Below are 15,967 nucleotides of genomic sequence, written 5' to 3'. Positions count from 1 at the left end.
AGATGTCACACAGCGCGCATCTGCATGCGGTCGCTGGCGATGATCTGTTTCATATCCTCGAACAGCGCTGCGATCTCTTCCTCGCTGCAGTCTTCCCGATACCGCTTGCGCAGACCGTAGCTGCTGAGGGTGATGTGCACGTCGGGCATCACGCCGTGCTGTGCCAGGCAGGCGCGGGCGCAGTGCATCGGGCAGCCGTCGATGGCCAGGATCGGTCGTCCGGAGTTGGCCTTCTTCACCAGCGCCGCGACGCGGCCGCCGACGCCGGCGATGCAGGACATTTCCGCGAGCCCGGCGCGGTCGAGACGCACGGCCAGCGTGTTGGCCAGCTGGGCGACGTTCGAGCAGCCGGAACAGGAATAGACCAGGGGGATGGGGGTGACGGTCATCGCGCGCTCCCGGCAGTGGGGTGGGTTGGCGGGCGGACATGCCGCGGGTCATTCGTCATAGGCGGCCAGCTTGCGGTTGTCGAGGATCTCGATGCGCCGACGCTGTACGGAAATGGTTCCGGCGTCGATCAGTCGATGCAGGATGCGCGAGAAGGTTTCCGGCTGGATGCCCAGCTTCGAAGCGATCAGCCGTTTCGGCACATCGAGCACCACCACGCCGCTGTCGTCCTGCTGCGACTGCGCGAGAAAGCGCACCACCCGATGGCTGGCGTTGGCCAGGGTCAGGGTGTCGATCTCGGTCATGCGCTGGTGCAGACGGATGCTGAGGGTGGCGAGGATGTCCAGGCAGATGTCCGGCTGCTGTTCGAGGATGCGTCGGTAGTGGGGCCCGTTCAGGCTTGCCACCAGGCTGGCCTTGAGGGCGGTGGCGCTGACCGGATAGCAGGGCGTGCCCTTGAACAGCAGCGCCTCGGCGAACGACTCGCCGGCGCGCATCACTTCCACCAGCTTCTCCTGACCGTCGCAGACCACCCGATGCAGCTTGATCTGGCCACTGAAGAGGAAATAGAAACGGTCGGCCTTGTCGCCCTGGTGAAACAGCGAGGCTCCCGCCGGCAGGCGCTTGAGGTTGGCCGAAGCGCATACCTCCTGCAGCGCGGCGTCCGGCAGCCGGCTGAACAGATGATGGCGGCGTAGCTCCGCTACCAGGGTCTTTTCGGTGAGCATGGTTCCTCCCCCGGGCTGGGCCGGGTCTTATCTGGCTGCATCCTAGGAGCGCCGCCGCGGGAGGTTCCTTGATCAGGGACAAGTCTGCGCGTCACGCAGGGTCGATGCCGTTCGCCTGCCAGCCGCTCGGGCTTGACGATGGTCAATTCGATAATGGAGTTCCACCGCTAAAGTCACACCATATTGTGGTTTGCTGGAAAAAGAACACTACATATGGTTATGGAGGCGGGAATGCCCAGACAGGCAGAGGTGAACCAACCGGTCTCGCTGCGCAAGCGCGATGGCCGCTTGGCGGCGTTCGAGTTGGCCAAGATCGAGCGCGCCATTGCGGCGGCCGGGGCGGCCACGGGTGAATTCGATGCAGCGGTCGCACAGGCCCTGGCCGAGGCGGTGCGGCTGCAACTGGCCCGCCGCACGGCAGTGGAAGTCGAGCAGGTGCAGGATGCTGTCGAGCGTGCGCTGATGGCCGCCGGCCACTTCGACACGGCGCGTGCCTACATCGTCTACCGCGAGCGGCACGCCCGCCTGCGGCGTGATCGCAAGGCAGTGGTGGATGTCGCGGCCTCGATGAACGAATACCTCTCGCGTGAGGATTGGCGCGTACGGGCCAACGCCAACCAGGGCTATTCACTGGGTGGGTTGATCCTCAACGTGTCGGGCAAGGTCACCGCCAACTACTGGCTGGACGAGGTCTACAGCCCGGAGATCGGCACGGCGCACCGCGAAGGCGATCTGCATATCCACGACCTGGACATGCTCGCCGGCTACTGCGCCGGCTGGTCGCTGCGCACGCTGTTGAACGAGGGTTTCAACGGCATTCCCGGGCGCGTCGAGGCGGGCCCGCCGAAGCACCTGTCCAGCGCCCTGGGGCAGATGGTCAACTTCCTCGGCACGCTGCAGAACGAGTGGGCCGGCGCCCAGGCGTTCAGCAGCTTCGATACTTACCTCGCGCCCTTCGTGCGCAAGGACCGGCTCGGTTACGACGAGGTGCGGCAGGCGATCCAGGAGTTCATCTACAACCTCAACGTGCCGTCGCGCTGGGGCACGCAAACGCCGTTCACCAACCTGACCTTCGACTGGGTTTGCCCGGAAGACCTGCGCGAGCAGATCCCCTACATTGGCGGCGAGGAAATGCCCTTCGCCTACGGCGAGCTGCAGGCCGAGATGGAGCTGATCAACCGCGCCTACATCGAAGTCATGCAGGCCGGCGACGGCCTCGGCCGGGTGTTCACCTTCCCGATCCCGACCTACAACATCACCCACGACTTCCCCTGGGACAGCGACAACGCCGAGCGCCTGTTCGAGATGACCGCGCGCTACGGGCTGCCGTACTTCCAGAACTTCCTCAACTCGGACATGCAGCCCAACCAGGTGCGTTCCATGTGCTGCCGCCTGCAGCTGGACGTGCGCGAGCTGCTCAAGCGTGGCGGCGGATTGTTCGGCTCGGCCGAGCAAACCGGTTCGCTGGGCGTGGTGACGATCAACTGTGCGCGGCTGGGTTACCTCTACCGAGGCGACAAGGCGGCCCTGCTGGCGCAGCTGGATCGCCTGCTGGAGATGGCGCGGCAGAGCCTGGAGGTCAAGCGCAAGGTCATCCAGCAGCATATGGATGCCGGGCTCTACCCCTACACCAAGCGTTACCTCGGCACCCTGCGCAATCACTTCTCCACCATCGGCGTGAACGGCCTGCACGAAATGCTGCGCAACTTCACCGATGACGCCGAGGGGCTGCACAGCGAAGCCGGTCGCGCGCTGGCGCTCGAGGTGCTCGACCACGTGCGGGCGCGGCTGGTGCAGTTTCAGGAAGACACCGGGCACCTCTACAACCTCGAGGCGACACCGGCGGAGGGCACCACCTATCGCTTCGCCAAGGAAGACCGCAAGCGTTTCCCGGACATCCTCCAGGCGGGTACGGCCGAGGCGCCGTACTACACCAACTCGTCGCAGCTGCCGGTGGGTTTCACCGACGATCCCTTCGAGGCGCTGGCATTGCAGGACGAACTGCAGTGCAAGTACACCGGCGGCACCGTGCTGCACCTGTACATGGCCGAGCAGATTTCCTCGGCCGAAGCCTGCAAGAAGCTGGTACGCAATGCGCTGTCGCGCTTCCGCCTGCCCTACCTGACGGTGACGCCGACCTTCTCGATCTGTCCGGTGCACGGCTATCTCGCCGGCGAGCACGAGTTCTGCCCGAAATGCGACGAGGCGCTGCTGCACAAGCAGCAGGCCGAAGCGGCCCTGGCCGTCTGATCTGCGATCCCATGTCACGCCGCGCCATGAGGTGCGGCGCCGCATACTCACCCCCCGCAAAGGAGCATCAGCATGACCCAAGCCAACCAATTGCCCCAGGACCAGCGCCAGCGTTGCGAAGTCTGGACCCGCGTGATGGGCTATCACCGCCCGGTCGCCGCATTCAATCCGGGCAAGCAGTCCGAGCATCGCGAGCGCCTGCACTTCACTGAAGCGGCGGCGCGGTGACCGCAGCACTTCGCGTCGGGGGGCTGGTCCCCCTGACCACGCTGGATTTTCCCGACCATCTGGCCTGCGTGCTGTTTTGCCAGGGCTGCGGCTGGCGCTGTCGCTACTGCCACAACCCGCAGCTGATTCCCGCCTGTGGCAACGAAGAAAGGCCGTGGTCGGAGATTCTGGCGTTCCTCGAGCAACGCGTCGGCCTGCTCGAGGCGGTGGTGTTCAGCGGCGGCGAGCCAACCCTGCAGACCGCGCTGCCCGAGGCCATCGCCCAGGTGCGGGCGCTGGGCTACAAGGTCGGCCTGCACAGCGCCGGCATCAAGCCGAAGCTGTTCGCCGGTATTCTGCCGCTGGTGGACTGGGTCGGTTTCGACGTCAAGGCGCTGCCCGAGCAGAGCACGGCGATCACCGGCGTGGACGGCAGCGGCAAGGCCAACTGGAGGAGCCTCGAGCACCTGCTGGAAAGCGGTGTCGAGCATGAATGCCGGACCACCGTGCACTGGCAGCTGTTCGATGCCGATAGCTTGTGGGACATGGCCCAGCGCCTGCGCCGTCTGGGTGTCGAACGCTTCGCCGTGCAATGCGTGCGCACTGCGCGCATGCTCGACGACAACCTTGCCGAGAGCCGCGCACCCTACGACCAGCAGCGGCTGTGGGAACGCCTGGATCGGCTGTTTCCGTCCTTCGTGTTGCGCGGTTAGTCGCAGGTGCTCCCTGCAGCCCCGGCCCCGGGGCCGGGCTTGCTGGAGTGAAGAAGGGGAACACGGGTGGGCTTGAGCCCACCATGAGCAGGCGGCTCACCAACCCCAGAACTGCAACCACCAGCCATAGCCCACCAGCGCGCAGCCGGCGTTGACGCAGGCGAACGCCAGCAACCGGCGCAGGCCGTTGCCGCCGTGGCGACTGATGACGTTCCAGGCCAGATACAGGCTCCATGCGATGGCGCCGATCAGCAGCGCGGCGCGAGCCGGTTGTGCCCAGGCCAGCAGGAAACCCTCGTAGCGCAGCAGCTTGACCGTGGTCGCCGAGAGGCCGAGAAACAGCCCGGCGCCGCCCAGCGGCACCAGCGCCAGCGCCAGGTGCTGGAATACATTGTCGCCGCGGCGCATGACGCGCACGGCTGCACGTAGCAATAGCCAGAGTGCGCCGCCAATCAGCAGCGAGGCGCCGAAGATATAGGTGAGGATCGCCGCACCATCGAGCCAGGTGAAGGCATCGTTGGCCTGCGGATAGTGGGTCAGCAGCCACCAGGGCGCGTTGGCTTCCAGCGGCCAAAAGATATCGCGATCCACCAGCCATTCCGCCGCGGCCTGCTTGAGGGCGATGAACCAGGGGCTGACCGTCCACTGGAACGCGCCCATGGCCAGGCCGATCATGCCGAACAGCAGCAGGGTGCTGTCCCAGTGCTCGCCTTGCCGCTGGCCGCCGACAATGAGGATTTCAGCGTTTGGTGAGCGGGCGCTCAGCTGCACTGCGCCGCGCTGTCCGCTGCAGCGGCCGCAGGCATGGCAGTCGGCGTTGCCCTGCATGCGGCGAATGTCGATCAACGGCGCACAGTTGGGCGTCGGCAGGTGCGGTTCGCGGTTTTCCAGCCAGCGCTGCTCATCGACCTTGTAGTGCACCGGCGCCAGCCGGGCGAGCAGGGCGAACACGCCGCTGACCGGGCACAGATGGCGGCACCAGACGCGCTTGCCGCGGCCGTAGAGAAAGCCCACCAGCATCGCCGCGACGGTGGAGCCGCCGAGAATCAGCAGCGCCGCCTGAGCGTAGTCGTAGACACTGATCAGCTGGCCATAGACGGTGGTGAGGATGAAGGCAATGGTCGGCCAGCCGCTCCAGCGCACCCAGCGCGGCGTGCGCTTGTTCAGCCCACGCCAGCTGATCCACTCGCTGAGTGAGCCCTCGGGGCAGAGTACGCCGCACCACAGGCGGCCGAAGAAGATCATCGACAGCAGCACGAAGGGCCACCACAGCCCCCAGAAGATGAACTGCGCCAGCACCGTCAGGTTGTCGAGCATGCCGGCCTGGGCCGGCGGCAGGTCGAGAAAGGCGGGAATCACCAGCAGCGTCAGGTAGAAGCCCACCACCAGCCACTGCAGCGTGCGGATGGCCTTCGCATGCTGGCGCAGCAGATCACCGAGTCGCGCCAGCCACGGCGCCTGGATGATCACGCCGGCCTCGCAGCGAGCTGCACCTGGGCCCGGGGTTTGAGCCAGGCCCATGCGGCGAGCCAGTACAGGCCGAGTGTCACCACCGCGGCCAGTGACGGCATGGCGCGGTAGCCGGTGAGGCCGGCCAGGGTGCCACCGAGGGCGCTGCCGTCATCCAGCAGGGCGGAGGTGTCCCAGAGCGGATCGCCGAACACCGTATAGAACACTTCCGGTACATCCATGCCCATCAGCTGGCCGCTGAAGCGATCCAGCGCGGCCATCAGCAGGGCGCCACCGAGCAGCAGCAACATCACCTCGCTGACCTGGAAGAAACGCCGCCAGCTGAAGTAGCGGCTGCCAGCCTGCAGCGCGGCATAGCTGAGCAGGGCGAGGACAAAGCCCAGAACTCCGCCGATGACGAAGCCGGTGAGGTCCTGGCCCTGCTGCTGGTTGCCGATGCCGTAGAGGAACACCACCGTCTCGCTGCCTTCGCGCCCGACGGCGAGCATGGCCAGCACCAGCAGGCCGAAGCCGCTGCCCTGGCTGAGCTTGTCCGCCGCGCTGTTCTGCAGGCTGGTCTTCAGGGTCCGGCCGTGCTGGTGCATCCAGCCGACCATGTGCAGGATCAGCAGGCTGGCTACCAGCAGCATCGCGCACTGGAACCATTCGCCACCGCTGCCGGCCAGCCAGTCGCCGGCCTGCAGCACGCCCCAGCCCAGCGCGCCGGCCAGGCCGAGCCCGGCGGCGACGCCGGCCCAGAGCATGCGCAGGGCGTTGCCGGCACCCGGTTGCTGACGCAGCCAGGCATGCAGGATGCCGATGACCAGCAGGGCCTCGACGCTTTCGCGCCAGACGATGAACATGGATTGGCCCATGGGGTTCTCCTCGGAAAAACTACTTGGCGATGATCTCGCCTTCGGGAAGATCCATATGGAATTCGTCGAAGAACGGGTAGCGGCCCGGCTTCAACGGATGGATCACGACGAAGGAGGTCACACCCGGTGACAGCACCTTCTCGACGCGCAACGGCGTGCTCTCGAACTCGGTCGGCCCGCTGCCGGCGTTGTGCACGATGATCTTGAAACGCTGACGAGCCGGCACCTCCAGGGTCGCCGGCTCGAAGTGGCCGTCACGGATGGTCAGCTCGTAGGTCGGCAGCGCGGCCTGCACCGGGCCCGCGAGCCCGGCCAGCAGGGGCAGCGCGCCGAGCAGCGAACGCCCGGCGCGGCCCATCAGTAGCCCCCTTTCTTGCCGATGCCGGCGTAGGTGAACTCGTAGTTCAGCTCGCAGCCTTCGAACCAGGGCGCGACGCCGGTTTCCTTGTCGGTGTGGCGACCGAACATGGCGTGCCCCGAGCCTGGCGGCAGGATCTTGTAGGTCAGCTGGTACTTGCCGGGGCCGAGTAGCTTGACGTTGTCTCCATAATGCGGCCCGTCGTTGGCGACCATCGGGTGGAAGTCGCCTTCGACCACTTCGTCGGAGCCCTTCTTGCGCAGCGTGTAGTGGATGCTCAGGTAGGGCACGAAGCTGCCTTCCTGCCAGCCGTTGCGGTTGTCTTCGGTGGCGCTGATGTCGGCTTCCAGATGCACGTCGGACTCGGCGGCGGCGCGCATCATGCCCGGCGGGTCCATCTCGACCGGTTGCAGGTACACTGCGCCGACTTCCATGCCGCCGCACTGCTGCGGTTCGCCGATGGGATATTCCTTCGCCTGGGCGAGCGGGGTGAGCAGCAGGGACGTGATGGCGAGCGTGGCGGGGATGCGCATTGGGGAGCCTCCGGAAAGCTGTAAAGGACGGGGCGAAGATTGCACTTGCGCTTCCGAATGATAATGATTCGCGTCAATTTCCCAAGAAATATTTTGTTACCGGTGCCCGTATGCAAAGCCGTATGCCGCTGCAGACCGCTGTTGGCAGGCGTCGGCGGCTGACTGCGACCGGTCGTCACAGCGCCGTCGTGGACTCCGGTCGTGCCCAAGCCTCGCTGCAGCACTTCCCCGTTCCGGTGGAACGAACGGCTGCGCTGACGAAGCCGCGGCGGCGCGAACCGTCGCCGGGGGAATCCTCTAAGATGGTGCACCTTTCGTTCCCGGGGACTTCATGCAACCGCCCGTAGCACTCGATGCCCGCACCGCGCGAATTCTGCCGTGGCTGGTGGCCATCGCCTTCTTCATGCAGACGCTGGACGGCACCATTCTCAATACTGCGCTGCCGGCCATGGCCCGCGACTTGGCCGAGAACCCGCTACGCATGCAGGGTGTGGTGATCGCCTACATGCTTACGGTCGCCTTGTTGATTCCCGCATCGGGCTGGATTGCCGATCGCTTCGGCAGTCGGCGGATCTTTGTCGCAGCCATCGTGCTGTTCTCCCTGGGTTCGCTGCTCTGCGCGCTGTCCACCAGCTTCAACCAGCTCGTCGCATCCCGCGTGCTGCAGGCGCTGGGCGGGGCGCTGATGCTGCCGGTAGGGCGGCTGGTGGTGCTGCGCGCCTTTCCGCGCAGCGAATTCGTGCGGATCATGGCCTTCATCGCGTTGCCGGGGCTGGTCGGGCCGCTGCTCGGGCCGACCCTGGGCGGCTGGCTGGTGGAGTACGCCTCCTGGCACTGGATCTTCCTGATCAACCTGCCGGTGGGCGTGGTCGGTTGCATCGCCGCGCTGCGCTTCATGCCGGATCTCAAGGGGCCGGAGCGGGTGCGTTTCGATACCCTGGGTTTCGTGCTGTTCGGTGCCGCGATGGTGCTGATCACCATCGCCCTGGAAGGGCTCGGCGAGATGCACATGCCGCATGCGCGGGTGATGCTGCTGCTGTTCGGCGGTGCCGCCTGCATGGCTGCCTACTGGCTGCGCGCCGGTCGCATCGATGCGCCGCTGTTCAGTCCCACGCTGTTCCATACCCGCAGCTTCGCGGTCGGCATCTTCGGCAACCTGTTCGCGCGCCTGGGGGGCGGCGCTCTGCCGTTCCTGGTGCCGCTGTTGCTGCAGGTGGCGCTGGGCTATTCGCCGGCTCAGGCGGGCATGAGCATGATTCCGCTGGCCCTGGGGGCGATGGCGGTGAAATCCCTGGCCAAGCCGATCATCGACCGCCTCGGCTATCGTCGCCTGCTGATCGGCAACACCTTGCTGCTCGGCGGCCTGATCGTCAGCCTGGCGACCATCGGCACGCAGACGCCGACCTGGCTGCTGCTGGTGCATCTCGGGCTGATCGGCATGGTCAACTCGATGCAGTTCACCGCAATGAACACGGTCACCCTGATCGGCCTCAGCCATGCCGATGCCAGCAGCGGCAACAGCCTGCTGTCGGTGGTGGTGCAGTTGTCGATGAGCCTTGGTGTCGCCACCGCCGGCGCGCTGCTCGGCGGCTTCACCGTGGAGGGTGCGGCAGGCAGCGAGGTGCTGCACGCTTTCCAGCTGACCTTCCTCTGCGTGGGTGCCATGGCCATGCTCGCGGCCGCGCTGTTTCTGCAGCTGGAGCCCCGCGACCCTGGTCACGGCGATGACTCCCGGCGCGCGGTTGACGTGGCCGAATAGGGCGGCTGCTTGCGACCTGTAAGCTTTGTCGACAGGTCGCTCAGCCGCCCCGCGTAGCGCTCCCCGCAGACTTGATCGCGATGGCTATTGCGCCACCGCGAACCCGCTGCATTTGTTTACCTGTTCAAGTAAACATTATCGACCTGTCGTATAAGGCTACATATCGTTGCGGCTCTGGATTGGCATTCTGCCGTTATGGAAGGAGCGAAGGAATGAATGGGATGAGCCTGGCCTGGCTGCTGATCGGGGGGTCGCTGTGCAGTGTGATGGTGCTGCTGGTTCTGCTATGGCTGCTGTGGCTGGAACGCAGGAGCCAGCGCTGCGAGTTGACGGTGTTGCGTGAACTGCTCGATGGCCTCGGGCAGGTGATCGTGCGGCTGGAGAAGGACAAGGCCGAGCTGACATCGGGGTTGCGCGCGGAAAAAGCCCACGTCGCCCAGTTGCGTCGGCAAATCGAGCTGCTGCGGCACTGAAATTTGTTGTTAGTACGAACATATTGCTTCGAAAGCTTGATGTGAATGGCTATGATGCGCTCCTGTTTGTTATAAAAACTACAATCTTGGAGGTTTCATGCATCCCCGGGTCGTCGAAGTCACCGAGCGCCTGATCGAGCGCAGCCGTCCGACGCGCGAGTCCTATCTCGCCATGATTCGCGCCGCCGCGAGCGCCGGGCCGGCCCGCAACGCGGCGCAGTGCGCCAACTTCGCCCATGGTGTCGCCGGCTGTGGCGCGAAGGACAAGCAGCGCCTGCGCCTGCCTGATGCGGCCAACGTGGCCATCGTCACCGCCTACAACGACATGCTCTCGGCGCACCAGCCCTACGAGGACTACCCGGAGCGCCTGCGCCAGGCGCTGCGCGAGATCGGCTCGGTGGGTCAGGTGGCCGGCGGCGTGCCGGCGATGTGTGATGGCGTTACCCAGGGCGAGCCTGGCATGGAGCTGGCCATTGCCAGCCGCGAGGTGATCGCCATGAGCACGGCGGTGGCGCTGTCGCACAACCTGTTCGACGCCGCGCTGCTGCTCGGCATCTGCGACAAGATCGTGCCTGGCCTGCTGATCGGTGCGCTGCGCTTCGGTCATCTGCCGGCGCTGTTCGTGCCGGCCGGGCCGATGCCCTCCGGCCTGGCCAACAAGGACAAGGCCGCGGTGCGCCAGCGTTACGCCGAAGGGAAGGCTGGCCGCGACGAGCTGCTCGCTGCCGAGATGCAGGCCTATCACAGCCCTGGTACCTGCACCTTCTATGGCACCGCCAACACCAATCAGATGCTGATGGAAGTGATGGGGCTGCACCTGCCGGGCTCGTCCTTCGTCAATCCCGGGACGCCGCTGCGCGATGCGCTGACCATCGAGGCGGCGCGCCAGGTCACGCGGCTCACGCCTCAGGGGGGCTGCCACACGCCCCTCGGCGAGCTGGTCGACGAGCGCGTGCTGGTCAACGCCGTGGTTGCGCTGCATGCCACCGGCGGCTCGACCAACCACACCCTGCACATGCCGGCCATCGCCCAGGCGGCGGGCATTCAGCTGACCTGGCAGGACATGGCCGACCTCTCCGAGGTGGTGCCGACGCTGGCCCGCGTCTATCCCAATGGCTCGGCGGACATCAATCACTTCCATGCCGCTGGCGGTGTCGCGTTGCTGGTGCGCGAGCTGCTCGACGCCGGCCTGCTGCACGACGATGTGCATACCGTGATGGGGCGAGGCCTGCATCGCTATACCCAGGAGCCCTTCCTCGAAGATGGCAGGCTGACCTGGCGTGAAGGGGCTGCGCAAAGCCTTGACGACAGCATCCTGCGCCCCGTGGCGCGGCCGTTCTCCGTCGAGGGCGGGTTGCGGCTGATGAGCGGCAACCTCGGGCGTGGGGTGATGAAGGTGTCCGCCGTGGCGCCGGAACTTCGCGTGGTCGAGGCGCCGGCGCGGATCTTCTCCGATCAGCTGGAGCTGGTGGAGGCGTTCAAGGCCGGCGAGCTGGAGCGTGATTTCGTCGCCGTGGTGCGATTCCAGGGGCCGCGCGCCAATGGCATGCCCGAGCTGCACAAGCTGACGCCCTATCTCGGCGTGCTGCAGGACCGCGGCTTCAAGGTCGCGCTGGTCACCGACGGGCGCATGTCCGGTGCGTCGGGCAAGGTGCCGGCGGCGATCCATGTATGCCCGGAGGCGATCGATGGCGGGCCGCTGGCGCGGCTGCGCGATGGCGATCTGTTGCGCGTAGACGGCCAGGGCGGCGTGCTCGAGGTGCTGGTGGATGCCGCCGAGCTGGCCGATCGCTTGCCGGCAGCGGCGCCGGCGACGGGCGTGCAGGGTTGCGGCCGCGAGCTGTTCGGCTTCATGCGGGCGGCATTCAGTTCGGCGGAACAGGGTGCCAGTGTGTTCACCGCCGGGCTGGAGGTGCTGCGATGAGGCTGGCGCTGGTCGGTGACATCGGAGGGACCAACGCGCGCTTCGCGCTCTGGCGCAACGCCCGGCTGGAAGCGGTGCGCGTGCTGGCGACGGCGGATTTCGCCACGCCCGAGCTGGCGGTCGAGTACTACCTGGCGTCGCTCGGTCTTGCGCCGGGCAGCGTCGGTGCGGCCTGCCTGGCCTGTGCCGGGCCGGTCAAGGGCGAGCAGTTCGTGTTCACCAACAACCACTGGCGGTTGGGGCGCAGGGATTTCTGTGGTGCCCTGCAGCTAGACGAGCTGCTGCTGATCAACGACTTCGCGGCCATGGCGCTGGGTATGACCCGGGTCGCCGAAGCGCAGCGGCGCATCATCTGCAATGGGGTCGCGGAGACGGGCGCGCCGGCGCTGGTGATCGGGCCCGGCACCGGGCTTGGCGTGGCCACGCTGCTGCCGCTGGCAGGCGGCGGCTGGCAGGCGCTGCCGGGAGAGGGTGGGCATGTCGACCTGCCGTTGGCGGATGCCTACGAGGCGGCGCTGTGGCAGCAGCTGTTCGCCGGACTCGGCCATGTGCGCGCCGAGGATGTGCTCAGTGGCGGCGGCCTGCTGCTGCTGTACCGCGCGCTCTGCCTGCTGCACGACCAGGCGCCGCGGCTGGCATCGCCGGCCGAGGTCACGGCGGCAGCGCTGGCCGGCGATACGCTGGCCGCGGCGACCCTGGAACAGTTCTGCGTGTGGCTCGGTCGCGTGGCCGGCAACAACGTGCTGACCCTGGGCGCGCGCGCGGGCGTGTATATCGTCGGTGGTGTGGTGCCGCGCTTTGCCGATTTCTTCGCCGCCAGCGGCTTCGCCCGTGGCTTTGCCAGCAAGGGCTGCATGAGCGCTTATCTCGCCGACGTGCCGGTGTGGCTGGTGACTGCGGAATATCCGGGGCTCGAAGGTGCCGGAGTGGCGCTGGAGCAGGCCCTGGCGTGCGTGCCCGGCTAGCGCGGCCGATATCCATGATGTTGTTGGAGCAACATCATGGAGCGGTGCGTGGTTCCTTGCGGGGCTGCGAGCTCCGCGTCATGGCTCGGGATTGTCGATGCCCGAGCGGTCGAGCTGGCGGCGTCAGCTCGGCTCCTCGTCCGCCGGATAACGGCTGGCGTTGAGACTTTCCTTCACTTTGCGCAGGTGCGGCTGGAAATCCACGCCGCGGCGCAGGGTCATGCCGGTGGCGAGCACGTCGAGCACCGTCAGCTGGATGATGCGCGAGGTCATCGGCATGTAGATGTCGGTGTCCTCGGGCAGTGGAATGTTCAGGCTCAGCGTGCTGGCCTGGGCCAGCGGCGAGCCGGCGGCGGTCAGGCCGAGTACCGAGGCGCCGTTCTGGCGGGCGATGCGCGCCACTTCCACCAGCTCGCGGGTACGCCCGGTGTAGGAAATGATCACGAACAGCTCGCCCGTGTGCGCTACGGACGCCAGCATGCGCTGCATCAGCACGTCCGAATGGGCGGTCACCGCCAGGTTGAAGCGGAAGAACTTGTGCTGCGCATCCAGTGCCACCGAGGCCGAGGCGCCGAGGCCGAAAAAGTGGATCTGGCGGGCCTGGATCATCAGGTCCACGGCGCGGCTGACCAGTTGCGGGTCGAGGCTCTGGCAGGCGCTGTCCAGCGAGGCGATGGCCGAGCCGAAGATCTTGCGTGTGTATTCCGCCGGGCCGTCGTCGGGCTCTACCGCCTGGCTGACATAGGCGGCGCCGCTGGCCAGGCTCTGCGCCAGCTGCATCTTCAGTTCCGGGTAGCCGCTAACGCCGAACGAGCGGCAGAAGCGATTCACCGTCGGCTCGCTGACCTGTGCGGTCTGCGCCAGCGCGGCGATGCTGAAGCGGGTGGCCTGCTGAGGGTTGCGCAGGATGACTTCGGCCACCTTGCGCTCGGCCTTGTTGAGGTCTTCGATGCGACGCTGGATCTGCTCGAGCAGGTTGTGTACGCGGTCCATGACGATCCTGATGCGGCGGGTCAGAGGTGCCCTATGCTACTGAGCGGGCTGCGGAGCGACTACCGGAATCTCCTTTTATGGCTAAATGTTGTTTTTATTACTACATCATCCTTGAATAAACGCGGCTTCGCGTGTATTCATAGTGCAGTGTTAGTAGAAGAACAAACATCATGACGCCATTATCTGTCGAACCCTGCACCCTGGCGCTGTTCGGCGCCCTCGGTGATCTGGCCTTGCGCAAGCTGTTTCCCGCGCTCTATCAGCTCGACCGTGCCGGCCTGCTGCCGGCGGACACCCGCATTCTCGGCCTCGCCCGCGACGGCGGCGAGCCGGCTTCGCATCTGGCGCTGATCGCCGAGCACCTGCGTCGCCATGTGGCCGAGCGCGAACTCGAGGAAAGCGTTCTGCAGCGTTTCCTGGCCCGTCTGGACTACCTGAGCATGGAGTTCGGCCGCCGCGAGGATTACGCCGCGCTGGCGGACAAGGCCGGCCAGGCCGAACGTATCGTCGCCTTCTTCGCCACGCCGGCTTCCGTCTACGGCGCGATCTGCGCCGGGCTGGCGGAGGCGGGGCTGGCCGAACGCACCCGCGTCGTGCTGGAAAAGCCCATCGGCCATGACCTGGGGTCGTCCCGCGAGGTGAATGACGCGGTGGCGCGTTTCTTCCCGGAAGACCGGACCTATCGCATCGATCATTACCTGGGCAAGGACACGGTGCAGAACCTGATCGCCCTGCGCTTCGCCAACAGTCTGTTCGAAACCCAGTGGAACCAGAACCACATCTCCCACGTGGAGATCACCGTCGCCGAAACTGTCGGCATCGAGGGCCGCTGGGGCTACTTCGACCAGGCCGGCCAGCTGCGCGACATGATCCAGAATCACCTGCTGCAGCTGCTCTGCCTGATCGCCATGGACCCGCCCAGCGACCTCTCGGCCGACAGCATCCGCGACGAGAAGGTCAAGGTGCTCAAGGCGCTGGCGCCCATTGCGCCGGAGCACCTCGGTCAGCAGCTGGTGCGCGGCCAGTACGTCGCTGGCAGCATCCTTGGGCGCCAGGTGCCGGGCTATCTGGAGGAAGAAAACTCCAACACCCAGAGCGACACCGAGACCTTCGTCGCCCTGCGGGCCGAGATCTGCAACTGGCGCTGGGCGGGCGTGCCGTTCTACCTGCGTACCGGCAAGCGCATGCCGCAGAAGCTGTCGCAGATCGTTATCCACTTCAAGGCGCCGCCGCACTACATCTTCGCCCCGGAACAGCGCCAGCTGATCGGCAACAAGCTGATCATCCGCCTGCAGCCGCAGGAGGGCATCTCGCTGCTGGTGATGACCAAGGACCAGGGCCTGGACAAGGGCATGCAGCTGCGCAGCGGCCCGCTGCAGCTGAATTTCTCGGAAACCTACAAGAGCCCGCGCATCCCCGACGCCTACGAGCGTCTGCTGCTGGAAGTGATGAAGGGCAACCAGAACCTCTTCGTGCGCAAGGACGAAATCGAATACGCCTGGAAGTGGTGCGACCAGCTGATCGACGGTTGGCAACGCGTCGGCGCGCCTCCCAAACCCTACGCAGCAGGCAGCTGGGGACCGGCTGCCTCGATTGCCCTGATCAGCCGTGACGGCAGGAGTTGGTATGACGATCTCTAATCTCGATCTGCCTGTGCAGACCCTAGGTTTCAGCCTCGGCAACGCCGACCAGCTGGCCGGCGAACTGGCGCTGACGGTGAGCAACGCCCTGCGCAGTGCGATCGCCGAGCGCGGTGCGGCGACCCTGGTGGTGTCCGGCGGCCGCAGCCCGATCGCGTTCTTCGAGCGCCTGGCGCAGCAGGAACTGGACTGGGCCAAGGTCACCATCAGCCTCGCCGACGAGCGCTGGGTGCCGGTCAGCCATCCCGACAGCAACGAAGGCCTGTTGCGCCGCCATCTGCTGCAGGGGCCGGCCGCTGCGGCGCGCCTGTTCGGCCTGTACCAGAGCGCGGCCAGCCTGGAGCAGGCCGCCGAAGGCGCCGACGCCAAATTGGCCGAACTGCCGCCGATCGACGTGCTGGTGCTGGGCATGGGCGAGGACGGCCACACCGCCTCGCTGTTTCCCGACAGCCCGAATCTGGAAGCGGCGCTCGACCCGCGTGGTGCGCGGCGCTGCCTGCCGATGCAGGCGCCGAGCGTACCGCGCCAGCGCCTGAGCATGTCCCTGGCGCTGCTGGCCAGCGCGCGGCTGACCCTGCTCGCCCTGCACGGCCCGGGCAAGCTGGCCACGCTCAACCAGGCCCTGGCCGGCGAATCCTATGAAGCGATGCCGATCCGCGCCTTCCTCGCCCGCCCCCTCGAAATCTACTGGTGCCCCTGAGGCCGCAAGGAAT

At 66.5% G+C, this 15,967-nt stretch carries 16 protein-coding genes; 9 read left to right on the top strand and 7 right to left on the bottom strand.

Features of this window, described 5'->3' with window-relative positions:
* Positions 1–5: 5 nt before the first annotated feature.
* Complete coding sequence (locus tag PSTAB_RS17285) at positions 6–389, bottom strand: putative zinc-binding protein (protein ID WP_013983966.1); 384 nt, start codon at positions 387–389, stop codon at positions 6–8.
* A 48-nt stretch (positions 390–437) separates the two neighbouring features.
* Positions 438–1,115 (bottom strand): Crp/Fnr family transcriptional regulator, encoded by a 678-nt coding sequence (locus PSTAB_RS17280; protein ID WP_011914533.1) that lies wholly within the window; start codon positions 1,113–1,115, stop codon positions 438–440.
* 231 nt (positions 1,116–1,346) lie between these two features.
* On the opposite strand from PSTAB_RS17280, the gene PSTAB_RS17275 reads away from it, so the two are divergent.
* From PSTAB_RS17275 to PSTAB_RS17265, 3 genes are all read left to right on the top strand, one after another.
* Positions 1,347–3,365 carry a ribonucleoside triphosphate reductase gene (locus tag PSTAB_RS17275; protein WP_011914532.1) on the top strand — a complete coding sequence of 673 codons (2,019 nt, stop codon included), beginning with the start codon at positions 1,347–1,349 and terminating at the stop codon, positions 3,363–3,365.
* A 72-nt stretch (positions 3,366–3,437) separates the two neighbouring features.
* On the top strand, positions 3,438–3,593 hold the full coding sequence (nrdD, locus tag PSTAB_RS17270) for an anaerobic ribonucleoside-triphosphate reductase (RefSeq protein ID WP_011914531.1): 156 nt from the start codon (positions 3,438–3,440) through the stop codon (positions 3,591–3,593).
* Positions 3,590–4,285, top strand: coding sequence for an anaerobic ribonucleoside-triphosphate reductase activating protein (locus tag PSTAB_RS17265; RefSeq protein WP_013983965.1), 696 nt, complete (start codon positions 3,590–3,592; stop codon positions 4,283–4,285). Before nrdD ends, PSTAB_RS17265 begins: the two co-directional genes overlap by 4 nt.
* 96 nt (positions 4,286–4,381) lie before the next feature.
* Here the strand turns inward: PSTAB_RS17265 and PSTAB_RS17260 are convergent, their stop codons facing one another.
* The 4 genes from PSTAB_RS17260 to PSTAB_RS17245 are packed head-to-tail and all read right to left on the bottom strand — an operon-like array spanning position 4,382 to position 7,500.
* A complete protein-coding gene (locus PSTAB_RS17260; protein ID WP_011914529.1) occupies positions 4,382–5,755 on the bottom strand; it encodes a 4Fe-4S binding protein in 1,374 nt (457 codons plus the stop codon).
* Positions 5,752–6,609 carry an FTR1 family iron permease gene (locus PSTAB_RS17255; protein WP_013983964.1) on the bottom strand — a complete coding sequence of 286 codons (858 nt, stop codon included), beginning with the start codon at positions 6,607–6,609 and terminating at the stop codon, positions 5,752–5,754. Before PSTAB_RS17255 ends, PSTAB_RS17260 begins: the two co-directional genes overlap by 4 nt.
* Before the next feature lie 19 nt (positions 6,610–6,628).
* Positions 6,629–6,967, bottom strand: a complete 339-nt coding sequence (locus PSTAB_RS17250) for a cupredoxin domain-containing protein (RefSeq protein WP_013983963.1) — start codon at positions 6,965–6,967, stop codon at positions 6,629–6,631.
* Positions 6,967–7,500 carry an iron transporter gene (locus tag PSTAB_RS17245; RefSeq protein WP_011914526.1) on the bottom strand — a complete coding sequence of 178 codons (534 nt, stop codon included), beginning with the start codon at positions 7,498–7,500 and terminating at the stop codon, positions 6,967–6,969. Before PSTAB_RS17245 ends, PSTAB_RS17250 begins: the two co-directional genes overlap by 1 nt.
* 331 nt (positions 7,501–7,831) lie before the next feature.
* Between PSTAB_RS17245 and mdtD the strand changes: the two genes are divergently transcribed.
* The 4 genes from mdtD to PSTAB_RS17225 all read left to right on the top strand — a co-directional run bounded on the left by mdtD (position 7,832) and on the right by PSTAB_RS17225 (position 12,621).
* Positions 7,832–9,259: a multidrug transporter subunit MdtD gene (mdtD, locus tag PSTAB_RS17240; RefSeq protein ID WP_013983962.1), complete on the top strand. Its 1,428-nt coding sequence runs from the start codon at positions 7,832–7,834 to the stop codon at positions 9,257–9,259.
* A gap of 212 nt (positions 9,260–9,471) precedes the next feature.
* Positions 9,472–9,732 (top strand): hypothetical protein, encoded by a 261-nt coding sequence (locus PSTAB_RS17235; protein WP_026006493.1) that lies wholly within the window; start codon positions 9,472–9,474, stop codon positions 9,730–9,732.
* A 97-nt stretch (positions 9,733–9,829) separates the two neighbouring features.
* Positions 9,830–11,656, top strand: a complete 1,827-nt coding sequence (edd, locus tag PSTAB_RS17230; RefSeq protein WP_013983960.1) for a phosphogluconate dehydratase — start codon at positions 9,830–9,832, stop codon at positions 11,654–11,656.
* Positions 11,653–12,621 carry a glucokinase gene (locus tag PSTAB_RS17225; protein ID WP_011914522.1) on the top strand — a complete coding sequence of 323 codons (969 nt, stop codon included), beginning with the start codon at positions 11,653–11,655 and terminating at the stop codon, positions 12,619–12,621. Before edd ends, PSTAB_RS17225 begins: the two co-directional genes overlap by 4 nt.
* A gap of 123 nt (positions 12,622–12,744) precedes the next feature.
* Here the strand turns inward: PSTAB_RS17225 and PSTAB_RS17220 are convergent, their stop codons facing one another.
* The gene (locus PSTAB_RS17220; protein WP_013983959.1) at positions 12,745–13,614 is read right to left on the bottom strand and encodes a MurR/RpiR family transcriptional regulator; all 870 of its coding nucleotides are present in this window, start codon (positions 13,612–13,614) and stop codon (positions 12,745–12,747) included.
* 170 nt (positions 13,615–13,784) lie between these two features.
* Between PSTAB_RS17220 and zwf the strand changes: the two genes are divergently transcribed.
* Both zwf and pgl read left to right on the top strand, forming a co-directional pair.
* A complete protein-coding gene (gene zwf / locus PSTAB_RS17215) occupies positions 13,785–15,254 on the top strand; it encodes a glucose-6-phosphate dehydrogenase (RefSeq protein WP_011914520.1) in 1,470 nt (489 codons plus the stop codon).
* On the top strand, positions 15,241–15,954 hold the full coding sequence (gene pgl / locus PSTAB_RS17210) for a 6-phosphogluconolactonase (protein WP_013983958.1): 714 nt from the start codon (positions 15,241–15,243) through the stop codon (positions 15,952–15,954). Before zwf ends, pgl begins: the two co-directional genes overlap by 14 nt.
* Positions 15,955–15,967: the final 13 nt, after the last annotated feature.

Source organism: Stutzerimonas stutzeri, assembly GCF_000219605.1.
Classification (GTDB): domain Bacteria; phylum Pseudomonadota; class Gammaproteobacteria; order Pseudomonadales; family Pseudomonadaceae; genus Stutzerimonas; species Stutzerimonas stutzeri.
This window is presented reverse-complemented; position numbering and strand designations above follow the sequence as displayed.

Bases quoted from the DNA above. Each gene is read 5' to 3' on its own strand.
- PSTAB_RS17225 (WP_011914522.1), top strand. From the start codon at position 11,653: ATGAGGCTGGCGCTGGTCGGTGACATCGGAGGGACCAACGCGCGCTTC.
- edd (WP_013983960.1), top strand. From the start codon at position 9,830: ATGCATCCCCGGGTCGTCGAAGTCACCGAGCGCCTGATCGAGCGCAGC.
- PSTAB_RS17245 (WP_011914526.1), bottom strand. From the start codon at position 7,500: ATGCGCATCCCCGCCACGCTCGCCATCACGTCCCTGCTGCTCACCCCG.
- PSTAB_RS17275 (WP_011914532.1), top strand. From the start codon at position 1,347: ATGCCCAGACAGGCAGAGGTGAACCAACCGGTCTCGCTGCGCAAGCGC.
- PSTAB_RS17285 (WP_013983966.1), bottom strand. From the start codon at position 389: ATGACCGTCACCCCCATCCCCCTGGTCTATTCCTGTTCCGGCTGCTCG.
- PSTAB_RS17235 (WP_026006493.1), top strand. From the start codon at position 9,472: ATGAATGGGATGAGCCTGGCCTGGCTGCTGATCGGGGGGTCGCTGTGC.
- PSTAB_RS17250 (WP_013983963.1), bottom strand. From the start codon at position 6,967: ATGGGCCGCGCCGGGCGTTCGCTGCTCGGCGCGCTGCCCCTGCTGGCC.
- mdtD (WP_013983962.1), top strand. From the start codon at position 7,832: ATGCAACCGCCCGTAGCACTCGATGCCCGCACCGCGCGAATTCTGCCG.
- PSTAB_RS17220 (WP_013983959.1), bottom strand. From the start codon at position 13,614: ATGGACCGCGTACACAACCTGCTCGAGCAGATCCAGCGTCGCATCGAA.
- zwf (WP_011914520.1), top strand. From the start codon at position 13,785: ATGACGCCATTATCTGTCGAACCCTGCACCCTGGCGCTGTTCGGCGCC.
- pgl (WP_013983958.1), top strand. From the start codon at position 15,241: ATGACGATCTCTAATCTCGATCTGCCTGTGCAGACCCTAGGTTTCAGC.
- PSTAB_RS17280 (WP_011914533.1), bottom strand. From the start codon at position 1,115: ATGCTCACCGAAAAGACCCTGGTAGCGGAGCTACGCCGCCATCATCTG.
- PSTAB_RS17255 (WP_013983964.1), bottom strand. From the start codon at position 6,609: ATGGGCCAATCCATGTTCATCGTCTGGCGCGAAAGCGTCGAGGCCCTG.
- nrdD (WP_011914531.1), top strand. From the start codon at position 3,438: ATGACCCAAGCCAACCAATTGCCCCAGGACCAGCGCCAGCGTTGCGAA.